The following is a 24,956-nucleotide window of genomic DNA, read 5'->3' as shown; positions in this document are numbered from 1 at the left end:
TGTTGGGCGTATTGATACAAAACGTCTAAGATTTACTCCATTGCTTTTGAATGGCATCAAGAAAATTAGGCTAAAAAATGAATACTATACGCTATTTAAAGACCTAATAATAAGTAACTACATACTAAATTCGATATAACTTAAAGTCTCAAATCCAAAGGTTGATCTCTAAAGTTTATCGTTTCCATAATGATGCGCAACAAGTAGGCCTAAAGTAGGATAAGCAGCAACCTCCGCTATACCAGTGGACGGATATTTTTAATCTTCCCGTTCTTGATGGTCTATGAATGTTATAATCTCTTGCTTAACCCCCTCCAACTCGTTATTATTGGCCAATACAACTAAAATTTTTAAAAGCTTAGTGTAATCTTCCATCAGTCGCAAATATTTTTTATTCAACTTCTCCAATCGAATAAAATAGGGGTCGCTTATCATATCATTTGACTCATCGCTATACTTATATCCATCTCCCTTAGGGACGTAAGGACGGCTTTCATCTTCATCTTGTTTTTTATTTTTTGCATGTATATTTGGAAAATCATTGGCAAAATCATAGTGTATTATTTTACCAATCTGTATAATAAAGGCTTCTTTTATATCCGCTTCTTTTAGCTTATTATAAAGCGTATTACGGGCAATACCTAGCTTACTAGCCAATGCTTTCATTCGAAAACCACTCTTCTTAATAGCCTCTTCCACTATTTTTCCTTTATGTTGTTCCATGACTAGAATATAAATATCTGAAAATAAAACAAAAAATAGTATATTTACAGAATAAGTTTATATAAACTTGCTCATTAAATGTACAAATATTGTATAAAAATTGATAAATATATAAAAATAATAAAATCGTAACTTACAAAATTAAGTTTGTTGTTTTATGCTAAAATTGAAAATGACTATTGGAGGCCTATGCGCTTCAGATAAATCTCTATAAACAGGCTATAGCAAATGGGGATATTTTTCTTTTATTTAATCTTCTTTTCTTTCATTTTCTATAAACTTTATCATTTCCTTTTTAAGGTCTACCGACTCGTTGTTATTGACTAAAAGAATTAAAACTTTAAAAAGTTTATCGTAATCCTCCATGAGCTTTATATATTTTTCGCTTAAAGCGTGTAATTTAAAGAAATATGGATTTTTATATAGATGGTCATAAAGTGGCAATTCATCCGCGTCAGGAACTACTACAGACTTATCTGGATAGATGCGCTCAAAGCTATTTGTAAATTTAGCAGCTACTCTTTTATACACTTCTGGAAAAACGTCAGAAAAGTCGTAGTGTATGATATTGCCCACACGTATGATAAAGGAATCCTCTAACTCTGCTTGCTTTAATTTGGTATAAAGGGTATTACGGACAATACCTAATCGCTCCGCCACTACTTTCATTTGATAACCAGTTTTTTTAATGGCTTTTTTAACTATTTCCCCTTTATGCTTTTCTGTGAGCTGTTCCATAAACGCAATATAAGTAACGATGAGAGATACAAAAAAGCACCATTTTTGCTTAAATGTGTTGATACAACTGACAATAAAATGCACATATATTGTATCAATATTGTTAACTATACTTTTAGAAAAAAACCTTATTTTAGTGAAAGTTAGGTTTGTTTTTTTTCAAAAACAAATTGAAAATAGATTTAGTAGGTTAGATTGCGGTTAAACAATAGTTGTTGTACAGACGCTTGTAGAGAGTTGGCCAAGGTGATAGATTGAATGCGTTATGCACTGGGTACCCTATTGATTTTACTGCTGAATGTTCTTTTAATTTTTGTATACAAAGCATGCCAATTGATTGAGGATAATCCTCTACCATGCTGTGCTTTTATTAAAAACAAGCCAGAAAAAAACAACAATACGAAATTAGGCAACCAAACACAGATAAACATAGAGCAGGTATTTGCGATTGCCAAATCTCTTCCAACCATAGAAAGAATATGCTGCAGCAGTATAAAAAAGAAGCTAATCATTACAGAAATTCCAAAACCACCTCGCCTAATAAGGCAACCTAGAGAACTACCTAACAAAAATATAATAACACATTGTATAACTACTGCAAATCGAATTTCTCGTTCATATAAAGCTTCATTTAATGCTGTATTAAATAAGTTTCTATTATCTTCTTGCATCATTAACCTATGGGTTATCTTCTTTACGTTATGCAAGGCCTCTTGAACAATCCTTTGCAAGATATAGTCATTGGGCTGACCATTAGAGGCTATATTTGTATGGATTTTATGAGCTATAAGTTGGTCTCTAAATAATATAAAATCAGCATCTGTATACGCATCTAATACCGCGTTAGGTTGTTCTACAGAATGGTACCGAATAGCCTGTTCTGCAAGCAACTTTTTAATCTTTTGCTCCCAGTGAACCACTTGCTTCCCCCTTTCTTTAATCATTTTTTTGAGGTGTGGAGGGGTTCTTGTTCTTGCATCATATGCATACTCTTCATTTGTTTTGCCAAATTTCAAAGCTTCCAAGCTAATCCTTATTTTTTGATTTGAAAAATGATTTCTATAAAAAGATGGTTTTTGATCCCCATGATTATTTTTAGCAGGCAAAGGCTCTAGATAATTATGTCCATTGGTCAGTTCCATGACCAAATAGCCTTTGTCTGGTGTAGTGTAGAGTCTACCTTCCTCTGCAATGGTTATAGAAACGGTTCCATATCTTTTGGTATAGTCATAGACTATAATGCCTTCCATATGCTCGTTATCTATTTTTTTTTTGTCTACCCGAATACTATATCCTGGTATATTATTACAAATAATACCTTCTTGAATAAACAAAGTAGATTTTTTTGCACAAATATCTTCAACTAAACCAAATATTTTAGGCTTACTATTTGGATGAATATAGTTCCGAAAATAGAAGAACCATGCACTTAAAAAAAGAATAAATATAAAAGGAAACCGTAGGATACGTTGTAACGAAAGGCCTACAGAACGCATAGCAGTTAATTCAAAGCTTTCAGAAAGGTTACCAAAAACCATAAGAGAGGTTATTAGAATGGCAATAGGAAACACTTCAGGTAATGCAGATAAAGATAAGTAATAAAACAACTTTATATAGATATCCATGCCCAACCCTTTACCTGAAATTCCACTAAAAGATATAAAAAAAGCTTGTATAACCAATACAAAAAGTACCAGCACAAGCAATAGCAGAAAGGTGGGTATAAAGGTGCGTAATAGTAGCTTATCAATTTTTTTGATAAAAATATTGCTCATTTTTGTGAATTTGTGGCTAACTTTACAGTAAATATAAGTACAATTTCCTATTACCTATACAACCTAATAAAGATAATCTATGGCGAGGTAGCTCAGGCGGTTTAGAGCGTCGGATTCATAACCCGAAGGTCAGGGGTTCAACTCCCCTCCTCGCTACATCTCTTTTTTATATGGTTGCGGTTTATGACCTGTTTTCCCTATTTGGATGAGAATTGATATTATAACCTGTTGTCCTCAGTTATTTGAAAGCCCACTTAAACATTTTATCTTTCAAAGGGCTATAGCACAGCAGCTGCTTTCGATCCACCTACATAACTTGCGTGCGTATACTTCATGTAAACATGGTAAAATTGATGATCAACTCTATGGTGGCGCTGCTGGGATGTTGTTAATGATAGAGCCAGTTGCGAATTGTATTAGAGCACTGCAAAAACAAAGACAGTATGATGAGGTTATATATATGGCTCCAGATGGCGAGCCATTGGATCAAAATCTTGTCAATAAATGTTCACTCAAGCAACATTTGATGCTATTGTGTGGCCATTATAAAGGGATAGATGAACGCATACGTGAACACTTTATTACCCTAGAAATCAGTATTGGGGACTACGTCCTTTCTGGGGGAGAACTCCCTGCACTCATCTTAGCAGACGCGATGGTTCGGGTTATACCAGGTGTTATATCAGACGCTTCTTCTGCACTGACCGACTCTTTTCAAGATGGATGTGTAGCACCACCTGCTTATACAAGACCTTACAATTTTGAGGGTAAAAAAGTTCCAGATGTATTATGCTCTGGTAATCACAAAGCTATTCAGGAGTGGATCCAGCAAGAAAAAATAGACAGAACAAAAAAAAGAAGACCAGATCTACTGAAACATTAGCAAGACACTTCTTATGTGTTATGTGCATAACCAATCAATACATGATGGATGAGATGCCGTCCATACGGTTTAACCCATTGATCTTAACCATTGTGTATAGCTTGGATCAAGCATTGTTTCTTGTACTAAACCAATGGCACCATTGCAGCATGGATTTATTTTTTATACTAGTAACCAGCACTTTTTTTTGGATTCCACTTTATATTTTGCTTATATGGTTGATTAAAAAAGCACTGGGATGGAATGGTGTGATCTGCTTTATCTTGACCATTATTATAGCAGATCAATGTTCTGCCACATGGCTTAAACCACTTTTTGCAAGATATCGGCCTTGTTGCATGCTGCCCATTGCAGAGGTTCATCTTATTGGTACCTATCAGGGTCTATATGGTTTCCCATCCTCTCATGCGAGTAATACATATGCTTTTGCGATGCTTTTTTGGCGCATTTTTAAAAATAAGTATAAATTTAGTTACTTATTTTTTATCTGGGCTACTATTATTTCATATGGTCGAATATATGGCGGGGTACACTATCCACTGGATGTTTTCGCAGGTGGTGTAGTGGGCTGCTGCATAGGACTATTGATGCATGCAGCCTATCAAAAAGCAACCAATGGCTATAGATACAAAAGCTAAATAGAATGCATCTCCACTAGCATTCCACAACATTTGAACAATGATCAAATACCTTGTTACCACCTAATCTAAAGGAATTAAAATACACCGTTACATATAGCTTATTTTGTTATTCAAAAAGAGAATTATAAAAGATCCGACTATAGTGGACCGAAAAAATCGGACAGAAAATTAGATACTTTGTTTCGTATTGTACTAGTTTTATTATTTCACAAACGAGTTTATAAAATGGGAAGAAAAAAGGTTAGAAAGTTTAGTTCAGTAGAGAAGACTAAAATAGTCTTAGATTTATTAAAAGAAGAATTGACGTTAGTAGAGTTATCGTCCAAGTATGGAGTAACTAGCAAAACACTTCAAAATTGGAAACATCAGTTTATGGAGCATGCTTATTTAGCTTTTGATCCATCCAAAGTTGTTAGTGCATACAAAGATGAAATAGCTCATTTAAAGGATGAAAATGATTCCTTAGCCAAGACATTAGGTAAAACTACAGTTGAGCGGGACTGGGCAGTGGGAAAGCTAAAGAGCTTGGACTTATTAAGTAAAAAAGGTCTTGTCGAATCCAAGCTTACTCATTTACCTAAGGCAAGACAATGTAAATTATTATCGATTAATCGTTCTTTTTTATATTATAAATCTAGTATAGAAGATAGTTTTAATAAGGAGCTTATCAATAAAATAGCTGATATTTATATCGATCATCCAGAATACGGATACCGTTATATATATAACCAGTTATTAGAAGATGGTTTGTCTATAGGAAAAAATCGTGTGCTACATTATATGCGTAGAATGGGCTTATGTGCTGTTTATCCGCGTAAAAAAGTTTTTACTTCTTTTAAGTCTTCTAAATATAAAGCACATGGTTATTTACTAGATAAGTATTGGTTTTCCTCTGGTCAGACCAGGCGTCTTTATGTACCTAAATCAAATCAGGTTTGGAGCGGGGATATAACTTATATTAAAACTAATAATGGATTTATCTATTTTGCAGCTATAATAGACTGGCATAGTAAGGCTATATTGAGCTATAAAGTATCTAACAGTATGGATACAACACTTGTAACAGATATTTTAGAAGAAGCTCTTAGCAAATATCCTGCTCCAGAGTACTTTAATAGCGATCATGGAAGTCAATATACCAGTCATGGTCACATACAATTGTTAAAAAAGTATGGTATTAAAATATCAATGAATGGGCAAGGTAGAAGTATTGATAATGTAGTTATAGAGCGTTTTTTTAGAACAATAAAATATAACTGCTTGTTTATAAATGACTTTAAAAATATTAAAGAGATTAAACAGGGCATTAACGATTACATGCATAAATATAATTACAACAGATTTCATTCTAGTATTAAATATCAAAAACCTATGAACGTCTATCTTACACATGTAAAAAATCAATACGCTAAAGCAGAAATAACACGGAAACAAAATTTATAAAACTTTGTCCGATTTTTTCGGTCCACTATAGACTTCAAGAGTGGTGATAGGGAAGGCTTAGTAGACTCATCAAAATAGTTCATTTATTACAAGCCGAGCAATTCTCTTTTAAAGCAACTGATAGTACTTCCTCGAAAGCCATAGGTTAAACGGTAGCATGGAGGATGCTATGGGATAAAAATGCGATGCTACAATATTATGCAAAAAGATGCAAATATTTTTTTGATAAACCACATGCTGAGGTATATGAAGTTATGGACAAATCCCACACGCTACTAATTCATCAGTATACTGCGATAGCTTTCTATATTTTTTAAAGCAATGCCGGTACCACGCACTACGGCTTGTAAAGGCTCTTCTGCAACATGGACAGGCAGCTTCGTTATATTATGCAACCGTTTATCTAAACCGCGCAATAAGGCTCCCCCTCCTGTTAAATGGATGCCATTCTTGTATATATCAGAAGCCAATTCAGGTGGCGCCATTTCCAATGCCTTTAGGACCGCATCGTCAATTTTTACAGCCGACTCCTCTAAAGCAACCGCTATTTCTCTATAGCTTACGGATATAATATTCGGAATACCGGTCATAAGGTCTTTGCCATGTACTGCGTAATCAGCTGGTGGTTCCAATAGATCCATCCAAACTGCCCCAACAGCTATTTTAATTTGTTCTGCTGTACGCTCTCCAATCACTAGATTATGCTGCTTGCGCATATAGTCCAGTATATCCTTATTAAAAGCATTGCCTGCCACTTTAATAGATTGATCACAGGCAATCCCAGATAAAGAGATAACGGCTATTTCTGTTGTGCCACCACCAATGTCCACAATCATACAGCCAACAGGCTCTCCAATGTTTACGCCTATGCCTATAGCCGCCGCTATAGGCTCATAAACCATATACACCTCTTTGGCACCTGTATGGGCAGCAGAGTCTCGAACAGCCCGTTTTTCCACATCAGTGGTACCAGATGGGATACAAATGATAATTCTGTTAAAGAATGGAGTAAACAAACCTAATTTTCTTTTAGACAACATTTTGATCATACCTTGAATCATAAGCTCTGCTGCATGGTAATCTGCAATTACACCATCTCTAAGGGGTTTAATGGTCTTTATCGTATCATGTGTCTTTTCATGCATTTGCATAGCCGCCTTCCCTACTGCTATCATCTTATTGGTATGTCTATCTATTGCTATAATAGAGGGTTCATCTACAACAATTTTATCGTTGTGTATAATTAAAGTATTGGCTGTTCCTAGATCGACAGCGATATCTATGTAAAAATATTTCAAAATTCCCATATAACTTATACCCAACAGATTGATGCGTTTGTATCCATTAAAAATTTTTAGTAGCATCTATTCAATGCTTAGGTTATAGCGTTAAAATTTATGCAATGAAAGCGCTACGCCATCAAAGCAAGCATAGGTATCATGCGAAACCCAATCTCCCAAATTACAATAGCTGCTTGAATCGTTTAACGCCTTTATATATGGACAATGTGTATGACCAAATATATAAAATTCGTGGTGATTAAAAGGTTCTATTCGATCCTTGCAATACTGAAATATAGGGTCCTTTTTTTCGAAAAAAGAAGGCGCATCATTCATATGTTTGCAACAGGGCAATCTACCTTTTTTTTTTGTAAAATACCAATCTATGGTGCCGTATATCCAATCAGCTGGTAACATTCGCACAAAAAATTGGAGCCAATCACTATGATATAATCTGTGCAATAGCTTATAACGTGTAGTAGGGTTAATCGTATCACCATGACCAACTAAAAATCGCTTATCAGAAAGCGTAATGGATGCTGGTTTCCTAAACAACTGTACCCCACATTCTTGTGTAAGGTAGTCTATAGACCAACCATCATGGTTTCCTAAAAAAAAATAGACAGGTATGCCTGCTTTATAAAATGCCCCAAGTGTTGCTTGAAATCGAATCGCCCCTTTGGGCACAAGATATTTATATTCAAACCAAAAATCAAAAATATCGCCCAGTAAAAATAGTGCTTGTGCTTGTGGCTTAATAGCCTCTAGCCAAGCTATTATTTTATCCTCTCGTTTAGGAGGACGATTTATACCACTCGGGCGAAGTGGTAAATGTACATCGGATATAAAAAAAATTTTTTTCTCTATTTTAGGTATGTGTATCAAAGCTATAAGCTAATAAAGTTGTATCCTTAAGGTCAGAAAATGTCCAAATGTTACTTTAAATGAAATGGTGGCATCGCCATCCAAACAAAGCTTATGTTTTTTTAGGTAGCAACATAAGATAGCCCTTTAATTTAACCAAAAAATCATTAGCTTTGCACTTACCCAAGCCATCCCGCTTTCGTTCTATATGCTTAGGAAACCTATACCACTTTACATCTTAAACTAAATAGATAAATGTCTACTATAGATAGTGCTTTGAACCAATCCAATCATAGCTTTAAAGAATTGATTGCGCATGCACAAGCTTATGGATTTATTTACCCGTCTAGTGAAATTTATGATGGTTTACAGTCCATTTATGATTATGGTCCTTATGGCGTGGCATTAAAACGGAATCTACAAAACTTTTGGTGGCAAAGCATGACCCAATGGCATCAAAATATTGTAGGGATTGATGCAGCCATTATGATGGATCCTACTACTTGGAAAGCCTCCGGTCATATAGATGGTTTTACAGACCCAATGGTAGACAATAAAGACTCCCAAAAGCGCTACCGTGTCGATCTACTGATAGAGGAACATGCTGCGCAATTGGTTGCCCAAGGAAAGTCGGCTGAAGCAAAAGTCCTAATCACGCAGATGGAAGGCTGTTTACAAACGGCTGACCTATCTGGGTTAGATCAACTGCTGCAAGCCTTTACGATTGTATGCCCCCTATCTAAGACCGCTCATTGGACCCCTGTGCGTCAATTTAATCTTATGTTTGCTACGCGGATGGGTGCACAAAATGATGCTACGACCATCTATTTACGACCAGAAACGGCGCAAGGTATTTTTGTAAACTTTTTGAATGTTCAAAAAACAGCACGGATGAAAATTCCCTTTGGGATTGCCCAAGTGGGTAAAGCCTTTCGCAATGAGATTGTAGCCCGTCAATTTACGTTCCGTATGCGTGAGTTTGAGCAAATGGAAATGCAATTTTTTATCCAACCTGGAACAGAAAAAAAATGGTTTGACTATTGGCAAGAAACCCGTACGCATTGGTATGGCCGCCTGGGTATCAATCCGCAAAAGATCCATATACATCCCCATAAGCAACTGGCCCATTATGCAGCCGCTGCAGTGGATATCGAATATGCTTTCCCATTTGGCTTTAAAGAGGTAGAAGGCATTCACTCGAGAACAGACTTTGACCTAAAGAGCCATGCATACCATGCTAAAAAGAAATTACAATACTTCGATCCTGATACCAAAAAGAGTTACATACCCTACGTTATAGAGACGTCTGTAGGCCTTGACCGATTGGTTTTAATGCTATTGAGTAATGGTTTAGAAAAAGAGAACCATTTAACAAATGGACCAGAAAAGACCAGCAGAACCTATTTAAAATTTCCACCTCCATTGGCACCTGTTAAAGCAGCTATTTTTCCACTGGTACAAAAGGATGGATTGGCTGAAAAAGCGCTAGCATTGTTTGATGAGTTGAAATATGATTTTCGCGTTGTATATGAAGCTACCCAATCTATTGGCAAGCGGTATACCCGACAAGATCTTATCGGTACACCTTATTGTATTACAATTGATTACCAGACATTAGAAGATGAAACCGTTACCATACGTGAACGTGATTCTATGGCACAATACCGGATCCAGATGGCTGAAATAGCCCATCACTTACATACCAAAACGGCTATAAAATCACTCCTATTACCACTAAAAAACTAGAGTTACACTTGGTTTATTGAAGAAATAGTGGTATCGTTGCAGCGTACCTATTCCTAGGGGAATTAGCTCAGTTGGCTAGAGTGTCTCGATGGCATCGAGAAGGTCGGGGGTTCGAATCCCCCATTCTCCACCAGATAAAAGCCTATACCTTCATGATGCATAGATTGATTTCCGTAGCTGTACAGCTGCTTCATCTCAGCTATTTATGGCTTATTCCGATTATTTCCTGTGTTGCGCAACAAACACCAGAAGGTGGTCCCCCTGATGAAACCCCTCCTAAGTTGATCCGTTCCTTTCCAGAAAATGGCTCTTTAAATTTTAAGGGTAAACAAATCCGACTTACCTTTGATAAAGATATTGCTGTTGAAATTAGGAATTTCCAGATCATGCCCAAGCTAGACCAGCCTAAAAATAAAAAAGCCTATAGCTATACCATAAATGGAAAAACGCTAGAACTTACCCTTCATGTTCCTCTAAAAGAGGAGACTACTTACGCTATTCACTTCAATAAAGCAATTAAAGATAGGCATGAAGGTACAAAAGCAACAGGTGATCCGATAATTTTTAGTACAGGTGCCTTTATAGATCCTATTACCATTACAGGTAAAACAAAAGAATTGTTAACCAATAAACCAATAGGAGAGGTAAGTGTGTATCTCTATAATGCCGCACGAGACCCCAAAGAGTGGCAGGAAAAAGGTATCCCAGATTATTATACTACTGCTGACAAAGATGGAAATTTTACCATAAAATGCATCCGCTTAGGCAAGTATTACATACGGGCTACTACTGGACAAAATAATACCTATAAAATTGATTATGAAAAAGATAAATATGGATTCTTTAAAGAAACTATTGATTTAAATGACAATCGAGAAGAAGTAGTAATTCCGCTGATTGCATCTGATGTACGTCCTTTAAAGTTGCTACGGGGAACACCCCAAAAAGGTTTTTTTGAAATAGTCTTTAACAAAGCAGTAACCCACTACGAACTGACACCCCTTGAAACCATAGGTGCAAAGGGAAAGCCGCAGCTATATAGCTTGCTTTCAGAAAAATCACCTAAAATAATCAATATATATAATACTTTTGGCCTCCTGGAAGGAGATGCTTTTAAAGTTAAGGTAAAAGCTGAGGATGCTTTGCATAGGTCATTGGAAGAAAGTATAGCCATTAAATTTAAAGAAGGAAAAGCAGAAGTTACCAAATTTGGCTTAAGCCATAGGCTGTCGAACAGCGTACGCCCTTCTATATGCGCTGATTTTACAGAATCCATCTTATTTAACAAACCGATTAAAACATTTAAAGAAGCAGGTATATACTTTGAAGGCAAAAATCAAGAGAAAATTTCACTACAAGCAAACGAATGGGTGTGGAATGACAACCAAACCAAGCTTACCATACGCAAACATTTTACACCAGAAGAGATCTGTCAGTTTGCTACAAAAGAAAATAAAAATGCAAGCAAGCTTATAGACCAAATAGTCACTTTACAGATAGAACCAGGTGCTTGCACGGCATTTGATCAATCAACCAACAAGAAGATTATACAAACCTATACACTCCGCAGAAAAGAAGCAACCGGGACTATTTCAGGAAAAGTAGAGACCACTACGCCCTATTTCATTATTGAGCTACTGGATGAAAAAGATCAATGTGTAGATGCCATTCGAAATACAAAAAAGTATCAATTTAGAATGGTTCCACCTGGTACCTATAAAATGCGCTTATTGGTACTGAATGAAGCAGAAGCGGAGTGGTCTCCTGGAGACATCCTTCAAAACATTGAGCCAAATCCTGTAATTTTTTACGAAAAAGAAATTAACGTGACAGAGAAATGGGAAGTAGCCGATATTGATTTTACCTTTTAAAGGGTTGGTAATACCGATTGTTTCAAATGATTGATATTTATACAGATGGTGCTTGTAGAGGAAATCCAGGTCCAGGTGGATATGGCGTTATTGTAAAACAGAATGGTGATATAAAAACCTTTGCGCAAGGCTATAGAAAAACAACCAACAATCGAATGGAATTATTGGCGGTAATCATAGCTTTAGAAGCCCTACCAGAAGGGGGACAAATCGTTACCGTCTATTCCGACTCCAAATATGTAGTAGATGCTATAGAAAAAGGATGGCTTAAAAATTGGCTTAAAATAGATTTCAAAGCAAAAAAAAATCCTGATCTATGGAAGCGTTTTTGGATGGTCTATCAAAAGCACCTTGTTCATTTTTGTTGGATTAGGGGACATGCAGGCCACTGTGAGAATGAACATTGTGATCGCCTTGCTGTCACAAGCAGTTATGGGAATTTGCTGATAGATACCTATTATGAAAACAATAGGTAACTTATAGGTGTAGTGGCCCGAAAAAATCAGACAGACAAATATTATAATTTTATTTCCTTGCAAAGGTACAACATAGATCGGACAGATCCAGCAAACAATCTTTATTAAATTTTAAACCAAAACACTAATCTAACCCTTTCTTTAAAAAACGCCATAGAACACCTAACCAATAGCTAAGTCTGATGGGGCAGCACGTTTTAAGTCTCTTTCTTTAATAGTTTGACGCTTATCGTATAGTTTTTTACCACGTGCTAAGGCAATCACTAGCTTAGCAAACCCACGTTGATTGATAAACAATTCCACCGGAATAATGGCAAGCCCTTTGGCTTGGTTTTTGGACAATTGTTGCAATTCTTTTTTTTGCAACAATAATTGACGATCACGTTTTTCTTCATGATTGTAGAGGTTCCCATATAGATAGGCACCTATATGCATCCCTTTTATCCAAAGAGATCCTTCTTTAAAGTAACAATAGGCTTCCTGCAGGGAGGCTTTGCCCATTCGAATAGACTTTATTTCTGTCCCTTGCAACATAAGACCAGCTGTACACCTATCTAAAAAAGTATAGGCAAAATGGGCCTGTCTATTCTTAATGCAAAGCTTTGTAGGGAATGGGGGTTTCTTACCTGACATTGGGGTTTAAAAAATAATTTGTATGGACTTTTTCCAAAACTAAAAAATAAAATAGTAAAAGCAGCCAAACCTTGTTCATTACTGGCCACCACTACTACACAAAATAAAAAATAAGCCTTATGTTACTTCTATACAGGGTCAAATTTTTAGATACACCAAATCATATTCTATAAAATTATACTATATTGCATCAGAGTTTGTAGAAACATAAAATAGTGTATATACTATGAAACAAAGACCTTGGATCCAACATTATCCCCTTTCCATCCCGGATACCATTGATACCACTAGATATACCTCATTGGTCCATTTCATGGAAGAAGTTTTTGAGCAATACAAAGATTTACCTATGTGCGAAAACATGGGTAAAGTATTGAGCTTTAGTGCAGTAAATAAACTGTCTAAATCTTTTGCGGCTTATATTCAGGAACATACTAATTTATCAGTAGGATCACATGTAGCAGTTCAATTACCTAATCTATTGCAATATCCGATTGCTGTATTGGGTATGTTACGTGCTGGACTAGTAGTAGTCAACATCAATCCACAGTATACGCCTTCTGAGATGGCCTACCAATTTAAAGATGCCGGTGTACGTGCAATTGTTATATTAGAAAATTTTGCCCACAAGTTGGTTGAAATTTTGCCCGATACCTCTATCCAAACCATTATTGTAACCAAAGTAGGTGATATGCTTGGTTCCATAAAAGGAAGAGTGGTTAATTTTGCAATAAAGCATATTAAAAAATTGGTACCTACTTACCAACTGCCAGGGGCCATCTCTTTCAAGGAAGTTTTAGAAAAAGGGAAAAAATCCATTTTTCGTCCGGTTGTTTTAAAAGCTTCTGATACAGCTTTTTTACAATATACTGGTGGAACCACAGGTGTATCCAAAGGGGCGGTCCTCTCCCATGGGAATCTTACGGCTAATTTCCAACAATTGGATCCTGTGTTGCGCCTTGCCTTAAAAGAACAAGAAGAACGAACCATACTTCCGCTACCACTTTATCATATTTTAGGATTATGTAGCCTATTTGCCATGGCCAAACTGGGCGCAAAGTGTTCGCTGATTACGAACCCTAGAGATATTCCAACGCTTATAAAAACATTGCGAAAAATCAAACCTACTTGTTTAATAGGTATTAATACACTGTTTGAAAAGCTATTGGCACATAAGAAATTCAAAAAACTAAAACTTCCTTTTTTAAAGCTTACCATGGCAGGTGGTATGAAAACAGAAAAAAATGTTAAAAATCAGTGGGAAAATTTGACAGGTAGTAAGCTTATAGAAGGTTATGGGCTAACGGAATGTTCGCCGGGTGTCTCGACCGATATGATCCATGGTATACATCATATACCACTCCCTGGCACATTTGTGATTATAGCGGACGAAAGGGGTAAAGAGGTGCCTTATGGAACAGCTGGTGAACTACTGATTAAAGGACCTCAACTGAGCCAATCCTATTGGCAAAACCCAATTGAAACAGCAGGTGCCTTTATGAATGGATGGTTTAAAACAGGAGATATTGCCACTATGGATGCAAATGGATTTGTATCTATTGTGGATCGTAAAAAAGATATGATCAATATTTCTGGCTTTAACGTATACCCAAATGAAATAGAGCAAATTTTAATAGGCCATCCAAAAGTGCTAGAAGTAGGTGCGATTGGCGTTACTGATATAGCGCTAAAGGAATCCATTAAAGTTTTTATTGTGAAAAAGGATGCTACCCTTACTACTGAGGAAATTATAGCCTATTGTAAAGCAAAAATGACTCCCTATAAGGTACCTAAACATGTGGAATTTTGTAATACTTTACCTAAGTCACCTATAGGTAAAGTATTAAGGAGGTTATTAAAGAAATAGACAGGCAAAAAATTCCTCCATCCCATTCATATATTGTAGTACGACTAAATAGCTTCGTAAAACAAGATGAAGGCCTACGCTTAAATACAAAAACACATATTCAGATTAGGGGTAAAACCTATTTTGTACTACTTCTTTCTTGAGAAAGAAATAGCTAAAATCAATCCTTTTGCAAAAAGCTTCGACATGCTATATTATTTATTCAAATATTTACATGCTACCTTTCAATGGCCTGGAACTGGTTTATTTAAATATATTTCTTTCCGAGCGGCTATGGCAACCCTTAGCTCTTTTACCATCATTTTTCTACTCGGTCAACGCTTTATAGACGCTTTAAGCAAAAAAAAAATAACAGAATCCAATCGACCATTGGGGTTTGAAGCCAAACAAAAAATAGATACGCCTACTATAGGGGGTATACTTATTATACTGGCAACCGTTGTGCCTACTTTGCTCTTTTCAAAATGGCATAACATATACATTATTTTACTATTAACCACTACTATTTGGATGGGGTTAGTCGGCTTTTTGGACGACTATATCAAGGTATTTAAAAAACAAAAAAATGGACTAAATGGATGGATCAAACTATTGGGCCAAGTTATTTTAGGTCTTATCGTGAGTACTACCCTTTATTTTCACAAGAACGTAGTCATACGTGCGTTACCCATGACACCTGATCAAACCGCTACTATACCATCGGATCAAGTCATCTCTCCTACATATAATGACACAAAGTCTACTAAAACAACCATTCCTTTTTTTAAAGGCAATGAATTAGATTATGCAAAAATAACAGCCTGCTTACTAGGCAATACAAATTATACATCGATCATTTATATGTTGGTAGTTGTTTTTATCATTGCTGCTGTCTCCAATGGTTCAAATTTAACCGATGGCCTTGATGGATTAGCCGCTAGTACCTCTGTAATAGTTGGTACTACATTAGCCGTTCTTGCTTACTTATCTGGCCATATTATATTTGCCCAATATTTAAATATTATGTATATCCCAAATTTAGGGGAGCTTACTATATTTTGTTGTGCCTTTGTGGGGGCATGTATGGGCTTTCTTTGGTATAACGCCTATCCTGCACAAATTTTTATGGGTGACACAGGCAGCTTAACCATTGGTGCGGTTATTGCTGTAGTAGCCATTTGTATCCGAAAGGAACTGATGATTCCCATGCTATGTGGCATATTTTTGATGGAAAATCTATCGGTAATATTGCAAACCAGTTATTTTAAATTTACCAAAAAACGTTATGGCGTGGGTAAACGAATTTTTAAAATGGCACCTCTCCACCACCACTATCAGAAACTAGGATGGCACGAATCAAAGATTGTGACACGATTTTTTATTATCAATCTTTTATTAGCGATTGCTACCTTAGTGACGCTAAAAGTCCGCTAGTAAGGAATTTGCTAATTTTTTAAATGTCTATGACCTACTTGGGTTACCCACTACACATGACACACTCTTGTGTCCCTTCAGTCGGCCCCGAGAAAAGTGTTGACACTGTTTCTCCCTTTTGTATCGTAAACTTAATGGCATCTGCTGCAGCTTTGGTACGTAAATAATACATTCCTGTTTTTAACCCCTTTTTCCAGGCATAAAAATGCATAGAGGTTAGTTTAGCCATCGTGGCATCCTTTACATAAAGATTTAGACTTTGGCTTTGACAAATATAAGGTGCGCGGTCTGCTGCCATATCAATAATAGACTTCTGAGGAATCTCCCAAACGGTTCTATACATCTTTTTAATATACTCAGGAATACATGCAATCTGTTGAATAGAGCCATTACCGATTATCAATGCTTCTTTCACCTCTTCATTCCAAAGACCAAGTTGAATCAGATCTGCTAATAGATATTTGTTTACAACAATAAATTCCCCAGAGAGGACCCTTCGGGTGTAAATATTGGCCGTATAGGGTTCAAAGCATTCATTGTTACCCAGTATTTGGGAAGTAGAGGCAGTAGGCATTGGTGCAACCAATAGTGCATTTCTTATGCCGTGTTGAGCTATTTCTTTACGTAAATGGTCCCAATTCCACCTACCGGAAGAAGGGGTTACCCCCCACATGTCAAATTGAAGGATACCTTCCGACATAGGTGACCCAGGATAGCTTTCATATACCCCTTCTTTTTGGGCCAAATCTTTAGAAGCAGTTAATGCGGCAAAGTAAATGGTCTCAAAAATTTCTTGATTCAGTAACCGTGCTTCTGGGCTGTCGAAAACAAGTCTCATTTTAAGAAAAGCATCTGCTAATCCCTGTACACCAAGGCCCATAGGTCTGTGCTTTAAGTTAGAATAGCGTGCTTCTGGCAAAGGATAATAGTTTCGATCGATCACTTTATTAAGATTTTTAGTGACCAGATAGGTTACCTCATATAATTTGGTATGGTCAAAGGATCGATTATCATCTACAAACATCGGCAATGCAATAGAAGCAAGATTGCATACTGCGATTTCATCAGGTGCAGTATATTCTATAATTTCTGTACATAAATTACTAGATTTTATAGTCCCCAAATTTTTTTGATTAGACTTTTCGTTGGCCGCATCTTTATAAAGCATATAGGGCGTTCCCGTCTCTATTTGTGCCTCCAGAATTGCAAACCAAAGCGTTTGTGCTTTAATAGAAGTACGGGCTCTACCTTCTTTTTCATACTGTTTGTATTTTTGTTCAAATGCTGCCCCATAACAGTCTGCAAGCCCTGGTGCTTCGTTGGGACAAAAGAGTGACCACATTTCATCTGCCTCTACACGTTCCATAAATAAATCTGGAATCCATAGGCCATAGAAAAGATCTCTAGCCCTTCTTTCTTCTTTGCCATGGTTTTTCTTCAATTCTAAAAAATCAAAGATATCCGCATGCCAAGGTTCTAGATAGATGGAAAAACTACCTTTTCGTCTACCTCCTCCTTGATCTACATAACGAGCAGTCATATCAAAGTTGCGCAGCATCGGCACAATCCCATTCGACATCCCATTGGTCCCTCGAATATAAGAACCAGTCGCACGTATATTATGAATGCTTAGTCCAATGCCTCCAGCAAATTGTGATATTTTGGCACATTGTGTAAGGGTGTTGTAAATGCCTTCAATACTATCATTTTGTGTCGTTAATAAAAAACAGGAAGAAAGTTGTGGTCTAGGTGTGCCTGCATTAAAAAGCGTAGGCGTGGCATGTGTAAACCATTTTTCAGACATAAGTTGGTAGGTGTCAAGCACAGCGTTCAGGTTATCACCATGAATGCCTAGTGCGACACGCATCAACATATACTGAGGCCGCTCCACAATTTTTCCATTTATTTTTAACAAATAAGAGCGTTCCAGTGTTTTAAAGCCAAAAAAATCATAAGAAAAATCACGTTCATGTACAATCGCATCGTCTAAAGTGGCTGCATGTTCCGAAACGATCTTATAAATGGCTTTGTCTATGAGGGAAGCATTCGTTCCAGTTGCAGGATTTACATAGGTGTAGAGCCTTTTTATGGTACTAGAAAAAGATTTACTGGTTGCTTTATGTAAGTTAGAAATGGCTATTCTAGCTGCTAGAATGGTATAATCTGGATGATATACAGCCATTGCTGCTACGGTTTCTGCCGCTAAACTATCTATAGCTGAAGTCGCTACCCGATCGTGAATGCCTTCAATAATCTTTTTGACAATCGCAATTATATCGATATAATCCCTATTTAATCCATAGCAAAGTTTCTCTATTCTAAGGGTTATTTTATCGAATTTAATTGATTCTAACCGTCCATCTCGTTTTACAACTAACATCTACTTTTTATAAATTTTTGATGATGCATCAAATGATAGGCGATGCTATACTCAACTTACGGCTTGCCTATATAGCACACCTAAAGCGGTACAAATTTAATAGTTTTAGCTTACCTAATCCAACCTTATGTTGAATGATACGGTTCTTGAATGGTTGGGCTGCTTTTGGATTGATCAAAAAATAGCCTATATATTTATTTGACGCTGTGCGTAAAAATAGTATCGCTCAGCACACATACTAGGTATGCACACGGATTGATGAAAGCTAAAATGGCTCATCTAGCTTAAATCGTGCTTTGTCTTTATCCTCAGAGATACTGTTCATCACACCTGATTTTTGGTATTCTCCTACCCTTTTTTCAAAAAAATTTGTTTTTCCTTGTAGGGCAATCATTTCCATAAAATCAAATGGGTTGGTTACGTGATAGATTTTTTTACACCCCAGCTCCAATAGCAACCTATCTGCAACAAACTGAATATACTGGGTCATCAACGTTGCATTCATGCCAATTAACTTAACGGGCAAGGCATCAGATACAAATTCACTTTCAATAGCTACTGCATCGGCTATAATTTGGGCCACCTGTTGTTCTGGGAGTTTATGTTTGATGTGCGCGTTGTATAGCAAACAAGCAAAATCGCAGTGTAATCCTTCATCTCTGGAAATAAGCTCATTAGAAAAAGTGAGCCCCGGCATTAAGCCCCTCTTTTTAAGCCAGAAAATAGCACAAAAACTACCGGAAAAAAAAATGCCCTCTACTGCTGCAAAGGCAATTAATCGTTCTGGAAATGATCCTTTACTAATCCAGCGCAGTGCCCAATCTGCTTTCTTACCAACCCATTCAATGGTTTCTATAGCATTGAATAATCTATGGCGTTCTTTGGGATCTTTGACATAGGTATCAATCAGTAAAGAATAGGCCTCAGAATGGATATTTTCAATAGCGATCTGGAATCCGTAGAAAAATTTTGCCTCTGTATATTGTACCTCATTCGCAAAATTTTGAACTAAATTTTCATTTACAATCCCATCACTGGCCGCAAAAAAAGCAAGGACATGGGTAATAAAATGCTTTTCGCCAGATATGAGGTTTTCCCAGTCTTTTATATCTTGACTAAGATCAATTTCTTCTGCAGTCCAAAAACTAGCTTCGGCTTGTTTGTAAAACCCCCAAATATCTTGATGTTCAATAGGAAATAAAACAAATCTATTTTTATTCTCTTGTAAAAGTGGTTCATCTACATACGTGTGATTGCGCATCTGATTCTTTCGTTTTATTTAGTTGGCAAGTACCATATAAATTTAGGCTATAAGCTGTGTCCACAACAAACTTAGTCAAATGCAACCAAAGGTTCAACATTAGGCATAGCTTTGGAGGCTATTTATCTTATCTATTTTCTTGCTTTTAAAAACTATCATGTAAAATAATTAATGATAAAACATTTTGATGGTTAATGATAAAGGGCTAGATTTGAGCTATATATTTTTTACCTTTATATTTCTTTATCTTTTGATGCAGACTAAGTCTAAAGTTAGGTATATCAAATGGTTTAGAGATGAATGGTTATTGCTTTAGAATCTTTAATTGTATCACTATGGTTGTTGCACAGCTTTATTTCTATCTTTTTTTGATCGCTGGGTGTCTTATATTTTTTTATTTTTTCCCAGTTGGTCTTTGGATTACGGCCCGTTTTTCAGGCGTACAAGTTGGTTTATTTGAGTTGGTTTCTATGCGGATTCGTAAAGTGCCGCCTGCTGTTATTGTAGATGGACTGATTGTAGCTACTAAGGCAGGTCTCAAGTTGACCTTGACCGAGGTTGAAACCCATTATTTAGCCGGTGGTCATGTACCATCTGTAATTAAAGCGCTTATTTCTGCAGATAAAGCCAATATTGGTCTTTCATTTAAGCAAGCTACTGCGATTGACTTAGCTGGTAGGGATGTATTTCAGGCCGTCCAAATTTCTGTTAATCCAAAGGTTATCAATACCCCTTCTGTAGCAGCTGTAGCTATGGATGGCATTCAGCTGATTGCCCAAGCAAGGGTTACGGTTAGAGCCAATATTCAGCAATTGGTAGGGGGTGCTGGAGAAGAAACTATTTTGGCCCGTGTAGGAGAGGGTATTGTTACCTCTATTGGTTCTTCTGAGAGTCATAAAGAGGTATTAGCCAATCCAGATAAAATTTCACAGTTGGTATTGAATAGAGGTTTAGATGCAGGAACCGCTTTCCAGATACTTTCTATTGACATTGCTGATGTCGATGTAGGTGACAATATTGGTGCCAAACTCCAAATTGATCAAGCGAATGCCGACTTACGTGTGGCTGAGGCCAAAGCAGAAGAAAAGCGTGCCATGGCGGTAGCTTTAGAGCAAGAAATGAAGGCTAAATCTGAAGAAGCAAGGGCCAAGGTTATTTTATCTGAAGCAGAAGTGCCACAGGCTTTGGCCTTTGCTTTAAGAAAGGGCCAGTTGGGTGTTATGGATCATTATCGTATGCAAAATATAAAAGCAGATACCCAAATGCGTGCTAGTGTAGCAGCAGATGACATGCTCCCAAGCAAAGGACATTAACGTAATAAAAATAACCAATAGAAAAATTATAGTTCCTTGTTAGTCCAACTTAGCTAAGTCTATCTTTTACCGAAAAATCTATGCATTTTGTGCAATTATATTGGACTAAAAACTCCATACAAAAAAACAACCACTTTATCTCTGTATAATATCAATCTAAATTATATATTTTTAATTTGATAATCAGTATCTCAAATAGATTATGCAATCTATTTGAGATACACTTAACCATAAGCCAATCTATCCCATTTGTTCTAAAAATGTAGCAATTCTCGTATGAGTCTTCTTAGTACCCAGTAGGACTATAATTTCTATAAGGTCTGGACCAGCCATTTTTCCTGTAAGGGCCATACGCAATAGAGGCATCATACCAGAAATAGGCGTTACTTCTAGCAACTGTTTAATCTTATTCGGATTCCACTCTACGAGGGAAGCAAGCCCTGTATGAAAAGCCATGATCCCCTCTTTGGTTTGGTGATTCCATTTTTTCTGGATTAGTTCAGCGTTATAATCTACAGGATCAAAGAAAAAAAATCTACCTTCTTGCCAGAAATCCTTTGGGAAAGTAATTCTATCTTTCACCAAGTTACAAATGGCTATTGCATCTTGCTGGCTACAAACTACATTTTCTTGTGCAGCTTCTGTTATAAAGTAGTTCGCCCAAGCAGTTGGGCCTTGTTTTTTAATATGTTGTTGGTTAAACCATTTGGCTTTTGCCATATCAAACTTAACACCTGACTTGCCTAGTCGTTCCAAAGAAAAGGCCTCTATTAAGCCTTTTTTGGTAAATATTTCTTGATGGGTACCTGGATTCCACCCCAATAAAGCCAAGAAATTCAACAATGCTTCTGGCAAATAGCCTGCTTCTCTAAATGCCTTTTCAACGGTCAGATCTGGGCTATTCCAAGCGATAGGGAAGGCAGGAAAGCCATATTGATCGGCATGACGCTTACTTAATTTTCCTTGACCATCGGGGGCCAATAGTAGCGGTAGATGTATAAATTGGGGCATTATATCTCCCCAGCCTAGGCAACGGTACAACCATATATGAATAGGGGTAGAGGGTAGCCACTCTTCACCACGGATGACATGGCTGATTTGCATCAGATGATCATCTATAACACTAGCAAAGTGATAAGTAGGCAAACCATCTGACTTCATCAAAACCTTATCATCCAAGGCCGTAGTATCTACTTTTACCCAGCCACGAATGCCATCACGAAAGCGTATAAGGGTTTTATGCGGCATTTTTAGTCGAATCACATAGGGTTTGCCTACGGCGATCCATTCCTTGACCTGTTCGATAGGCATGGTCAATCCATTGCGCATCCATTCACGGCTAGTGGCATTATACTGTGGATTGGCCACTTTTGCTGCTTTAAGTCGTTCCCGCATCGCCTCAATTTCTGCTGGTGTGTCAAACGCATAGTAGGCATGTCCACTATCCAACAAAGGTTGGATGTACTTTTGATAGATCCCAATCCGTTCAGATTGTTTATAAGGACCAAATGCCCCCCCTTCTTGAGGGCCTTCATCTGGTACAATCCCTAGCCAGCTCAAGCTTTCTAGAATATAAGCCTCCGCACCAGCCACCCAACGTTTTTGATCAGTATCTTCAATACGGAGTATAAAACGGCCTCCTTCTTTTTGGGCTAAAAAGTAATTATAAAGAATGGTTCTAACACTACCAATATGTAGTGCCCCCGTTGGACTAGGTGCAAACCGTACACGTACTGCCATATATCAATGTGAAAAATAATACAAATACAATAGTTAGAAAAACTTACCCAGATGGACATCTAGAAGTTATATTTTGGCCAAAACAGTAATGCCACCTTTTACTTTATCCCCTACAGATACTTGAATATCGGCATCTAGCGGCAAATAAACTTCTGCTCTCGAACCAAACTTAATAAAGCCACATTTTTCACCCTGTTGAACTGCCTCACCTTCTTTAAAATAAAACTTGATGCGACGTGCCATAAAACCAGCTATTTGTCTAAAAAGAATTTGCTGACCATTCTCATTTTCAATTACAATAGAGGTTCTTTCGTTATGTGTACTGGCTTTGCGATGAAAAGCAACCAGGTACTTACCTGGATGGTATTTAAAAAAGACAATTCTGCCAGACATCGGAAATCGATTGACATGTACATTAAAAGGAGACATAAATATACTAACTTTGATGCGATCTTCCCGTAAGTACTCTTCCTCATACACCTTTTGAATACTCAAAATTTTACCATCTGCTGGCCCCAATATATATTGATCTTGGGTATGAATGATCCGGTATGGATCCCTAAAAAAATAGATCAACCAAAAATACAAAGCACCACTTACTACTGTAAATCCTATGGATTGGCGGTAACTAAACAGCACTTTTTTATGGATGCCATAATAAATCAGCAGCAATACAACGGGCGTCCATAATAAAATTCCCTTTCCTTCTTTATGTATTTTCATTATTAGAAGCCTGACAATCTATAGCTATAGTAGGGTTTTATAGATCACCCAGTGGTCTACAAACAGACTGAATTTGATCTTTTTTACCCACATAGTAAAGTTATTTTCAAAAATGCAACTACGGTAGGAATGGTTAGCAATAAGCTATCCACCCTGTCCAAGAGTCCTCCATGTCCTGGAATCATTTCGCTAGCGTTTTTTACATCTACACTCCTTTTAAGCAATGAGGCGACCAAATCTCCATAGGTCCCTGTAAGTATGGTAATAGCCGAGATGGCAAGCCACTGCCATAGAGGTAAAATATTAAAAAAATAGGCGATAAAATAACCTGTTACAAGGGCAAACAATGCACCGGCTCCAAAACCTTCCCATGTTTTTTGAGGAGAAATCCGCTTAAACAATTTAGATTTTCCTATGGTAGAACCCACTAGATAGGCCCCTGTATCCTGGCTCCAAACAATGATCAGTAAGCCCAATATCAATTGGTGCGAATAGATGCCTTTAAAAAAGGCCAAATAATGTAGCATACCACAAGGAACCGCAATATATAAAATACCCAAAAAGGTAACCGCAATATCTAAAAAAGGGTTAGAGGGCTTGCGGCTATATAGTGCAGCGATATATATTAAAATAGTGAACAAAATAGCCCCATAGCTTAATAGGGGTGAAAAGTTATCTTGAAGATAATAGGAAAAGACTAGGGTATATACAAGCAAGCCTAGCCAAATGCCATAGCCACGCATAGGCGCAACATTTGCTTGTTTAAGCAGCTTATAAAACTCCAGCATGGTCAGCATAACTACATAAAAAAAAAGAAAAAAATAGGTCCATGCGGACCAAAAAATCGCAAAAATAATAACAGGTGTAAAGAAGACAATCGAAAAAAAACGTTGTACAAAATTGTTTTGTTTTTTTAATATAGCCATAGGAGCTGTTTTTAAATACAGAATAGATCGCTTGCATAACGCCTTATGCCAAACAGGCAGTAAAACGGTTGTTACAATGATATAAAATTTAATAAGAGGAACAAAATAGCTTCTGTCGCGCTGGTTTTTTTACCCTATTTGGTATGGATAAAACCTATAAAATTAACCCATCACACCGCTAGAAGTATCATCAGTCTCCTCAAACGAGACAAAGCTTGATTGTAGCAATCTTTTGGTACACCCCAATAACCCTTCTTTTT

At 36.9% G+C, this 24,956-nt stretch carries 20 protein-coding genes and 2 tRNA genes; 11 read left to right on the top strand and 11 right to left on the bottom strand.

Annotation, left to right across the window (positions count from 1 at the left end):
• Positions 1–258: 258 nt before the first annotated feature.
• The 3 genes from AL022_RS01725 to AL022_RS01715 all read right to left on the bottom strand — a co-directional run bounded on the left by AL022_RS01725 (position 259) and on the right by AL022_RS01715 (position 3,236).
• Positions 259–723: a helix-turn-helix domain-containing protein gene (locus AL022_RS01725; RefSeq protein WP_014934526.1), complete on the bottom strand. Its 465-nt coding sequence runs from the start codon at positions 721–723 to the stop codon at positions 259–261.
• Positions 724–972: 249 nt separating this feature from the next.
• Positions 973–1,461 carry a helix-turn-helix domain-containing protein gene (locus tag AL022_RS01720; RefSeq protein ID WP_041546071.1) on the bottom strand — a complete coding sequence of 163 codons (489 nt, stop codon included), beginning with the start codon at positions 1,459–1,461 and terminating at the stop codon, positions 973–975.
• Between the two features lie 263 nt (positions 1,462–1,724).
• Positions 1,725–3,236 (bottom strand): LptF/LptG family permease, encoded by a 1,512-nt coding sequence (locus AL022_RS01715; RefSeq protein WP_014934524.1) that lies wholly within the window; start codon positions 3,234–3,236, stop codon positions 1,725–1,727.
• Positions 3,237–3,317: 81 nt separating this feature from the next.
• On the opposite strand from AL022_RS01715, the gene AL022_RS01710 reads away from it, so the two are divergent.
• From AL022_RS01710 to AL022_RS01695, 4 genes are all read left to right on the top strand, one after another.
• A tRNA-Met gene (locus AL022_RS01710) sits at positions 3,318–3,392 on the top strand.
• Positions 3,393–3,441: 49 nt separating this feature from the next.
• Positions 3,442–4,119 carry a tRNA (guanosine(37)-N1)-methyltransferase TrmD gene (trmD, locus tag AL022_RS01705; RefSeq protein ID WP_014934523.1) on the top strand — a complete coding sequence of 226 codons (678 nt, stop codon included), beginning with the start codon at positions 3,442–3,444 and terminating at the stop codon, positions 4,117–4,119.
• Positions 4,120–4,139: 20 nt separating this feature from the next.
• Entirely contained in the window at positions 4,140–4,757 is a 618-nt protein-coding gene (locus tag AL022_RS01700) for a phosphatase PAP2 family protein (protein ID WP_083851390.1), read from the top strand.
• A gap of 228 nt (positions 4,758–4,985) precedes the next feature.
• Positions 4,986–6,203, top strand: coding sequence for an IS3 family transposase (locus AL022_RS01695; RefSeq protein WP_014934521.1), 1,218 nt, complete (start codon positions 4,986–4,988; stop codon positions 6,201–6,203).
• Positions 6,204–6,478: 275 nt separating this feature from the next.
• On the opposite strand, the gene mreB is transcribed toward AL022_RS01695, so the two are convergent.
• Positions 6,479–7,510 (bottom strand): rod shape-determining protein, encoded by a 1,032-nt coding sequence (mreB, locus tag AL022_RS01690; RefSeq protein WP_041546232.1) that lies wholly within the window; start codon positions 7,508–7,510, stop codon positions 6,479–6,481.
• A gap of 81 nt (positions 7,511–7,591) precedes the next feature.
• Complete coding sequence (locus AL022_RS01685; RefSeq protein WP_014934519.1) at positions 7,592–8,368, bottom strand: UDP-2,3-diacylglucosamine diphosphatase; 777 nt, start codon at positions 8,366–8,368, stop codon at positions 7,592–7,594.
• Between the two features lie 234 nt (positions 8,369–8,602).
• Between AL022_RS01685 and AL022_RS01680 the strand changes: the two genes are divergently transcribed.
• The 4 genes from AL022_RS01680 to rnhA all read left to right on the top strand — a co-directional run bounded on the left by AL022_RS01680 (position 8,603) and on the right by rnhA (position 12,440).
• A complete protein-coding gene (locus tag AL022_RS01680) occupies positions 8,603–10,093 on the top strand; it encodes a glycine--tRNA ligase (protein ID WP_014934518.1) in 1,491 nt (496 codons plus the stop codon).
• Positions 10,094–10,149: 56 nt separating this feature from the next.
• Positions 10,150–10,226: transfer RNA gene (locus AL022_RS01675), tRNA-Ala, on the top strand.
• Between the two features lie 19 nt (positions 10,227–10,245).
• Complete coding sequence (locus AL022_RS01670) at positions 10,246–11,964, top strand: Ig-like domain-containing domain (RefSeq protein ID WP_041546069.1); 1,719 nt, start codon at positions 10,246–10,248, stop codon at positions 11,962–11,964.
• A 26-nt stretch (positions 11,965–11,990) separates the two neighbouring features.
• Positions 11,991–12,440 carry a ribonuclease HI gene (gene rnhA, locus AL022_RS01665; RefSeq protein ID WP_014934516.1) on the top strand — a complete coding sequence of 150 codons (450 nt, stop codon included), beginning with the start codon at positions 11,991–11,993 and terminating at the stop codon, positions 12,438–12,440.
• Positions 12,441–12,602: 162 nt separating this feature from the next.
• On the opposite strand, the gene smpB is transcribed toward rnhA, so the two are convergent.
• Positions 12,603–13,073: an SsrA-binding protein SmpB gene (gene smpB, locus AL022_RS01660; RefSeq protein WP_014934515.1), complete on the bottom strand. Its 471-nt coding sequence runs from the start codon at positions 13,071–13,073 to the stop codon at positions 12,603–12,605.
• A gap of 226 nt (positions 13,074–13,299) precedes the next feature.
• On the opposite strand from smpB, the gene AL022_RS01655 reads away from it, so the two are divergent.
• Both AL022_RS01655 and mraY read left to right on the top strand, forming a co-directional pair.
• Positions 13,300–14,940 (top strand): AMP-binding protein, encoded by a 1,641-nt coding sequence (locus tag AL022_RS01655; RefSeq protein ID WP_014934513.1) that lies wholly within the window; start codon positions 13,300–13,302, stop codon positions 14,938–14,940.
• Positions 14,941–15,126: 186 nt separating this feature from the next.
• The gene (mraY, locus tag AL022_RS01650; protein ID WP_041546068.1) at positions 15,127–16,353 is read left to right on the top strand and encodes a phospho-N-acetylmuramoyl-pentapeptide-transferase; all 1,227 of its coding nucleotides are present in this window, start codon (positions 15,127–15,129) and stop codon (positions 16,351–16,353) included.
• A gap of 43 nt (positions 16,354–16,396) precedes the next feature.
• Here mraY and AL022_RS01645 read toward each other — a convergent pair whose 3' ends face one another.
• Positions 16,397–18,733 (bottom strand): ribonucleoside-diphosphate reductase subunit alpha, encoded by a 2,337-nt coding sequence (locus AL022_RS01645; protein ID WP_014934511.1) that lies wholly within the window; start codon positions 18,731–18,733, stop codon positions 16,397–16,399.
• Between the two features lie 265 nt (positions 18,734–18,998).
• Complete coding sequence (locus tag AL022_RS01640) at positions 18,999–19,994, bottom strand: ribonucleotide-diphosphate reductase subunit beta (RefSeq protein WP_014934510.1); 996 nt, start codon at positions 19,992–19,994, stop codon at positions 18,999–19,001.
• 335 nt (positions 19,995–20,329) lie between these two features.
• Here AL022_RS01640 and floA point away from each other — a divergent pair, with 335 nt between their 5' ends.
• The gene (gene floA / locus AL022_RS01635) at positions 20,330–21,307 is read left to right on the top strand and encodes a flotillin-like protein FloA (protein ID WP_014934508.1); all 978 of its coding nucleotides are present in this window, start codon (positions 20,330–20,332) and stop codon (positions 21,305–21,307) included.
• A 240-nt stretch (positions 21,308–21,547) separates the two neighbouring features.
• On the opposite strand, the gene gltX is transcribed toward floA, so the two are convergent.
• The 3 genes from gltX to AL022_RS01620 form a co-directional block, all read right to left on the bottom strand.
• On the bottom strand, positions 21,548–23,047 hold the full coding sequence (gene gltX / locus AL022_RS01630; RefSeq protein ID WP_014934507.1) for a glutamate--tRNA ligase: 1,500 nt from the start codon (positions 23,045–23,047) through the stop codon (positions 21,548–21,550).
• A gap of 66 nt (positions 23,048–23,113) precedes the next feature.
• A complete protein-coding gene (locus AL022_RS01625) occupies positions 23,114–23,770 on the bottom strand; it encodes a phosphatidylserine decarboxylase family protein (protein ID WP_014934506.1) in 657 nt (218 codons plus the stop codon).
• An 83-nt stretch (positions 23,771–23,853) separates the two neighbouring features.
• A complete protein-coding gene (locus AL022_RS01620) occupies positions 23,854–24,696 on the bottom strand; it encodes a phosphatidate cytidylyltransferase (RefSeq protein ID WP_014934505.1) in 843 nt (280 codons plus the stop codon).
• Positions 24,697–24,956: the final 260 nt, after the last annotated feature.

Source organism: Cardinium endosymbiont cEper1 of Encarsia pergandiella, from assembly GCF_000304455.1.
Taxonomy (GTDB): Bacteria; Bacteroidota; Bacteroidia; order Cytophagales; family Amoebophilaceae; genus Cardinium.
The sequence above is the reverse complement of the archived record's forward strand: the minus strand, read 5'-3'. Positions and strand labels throughout refer to the sequence as shown.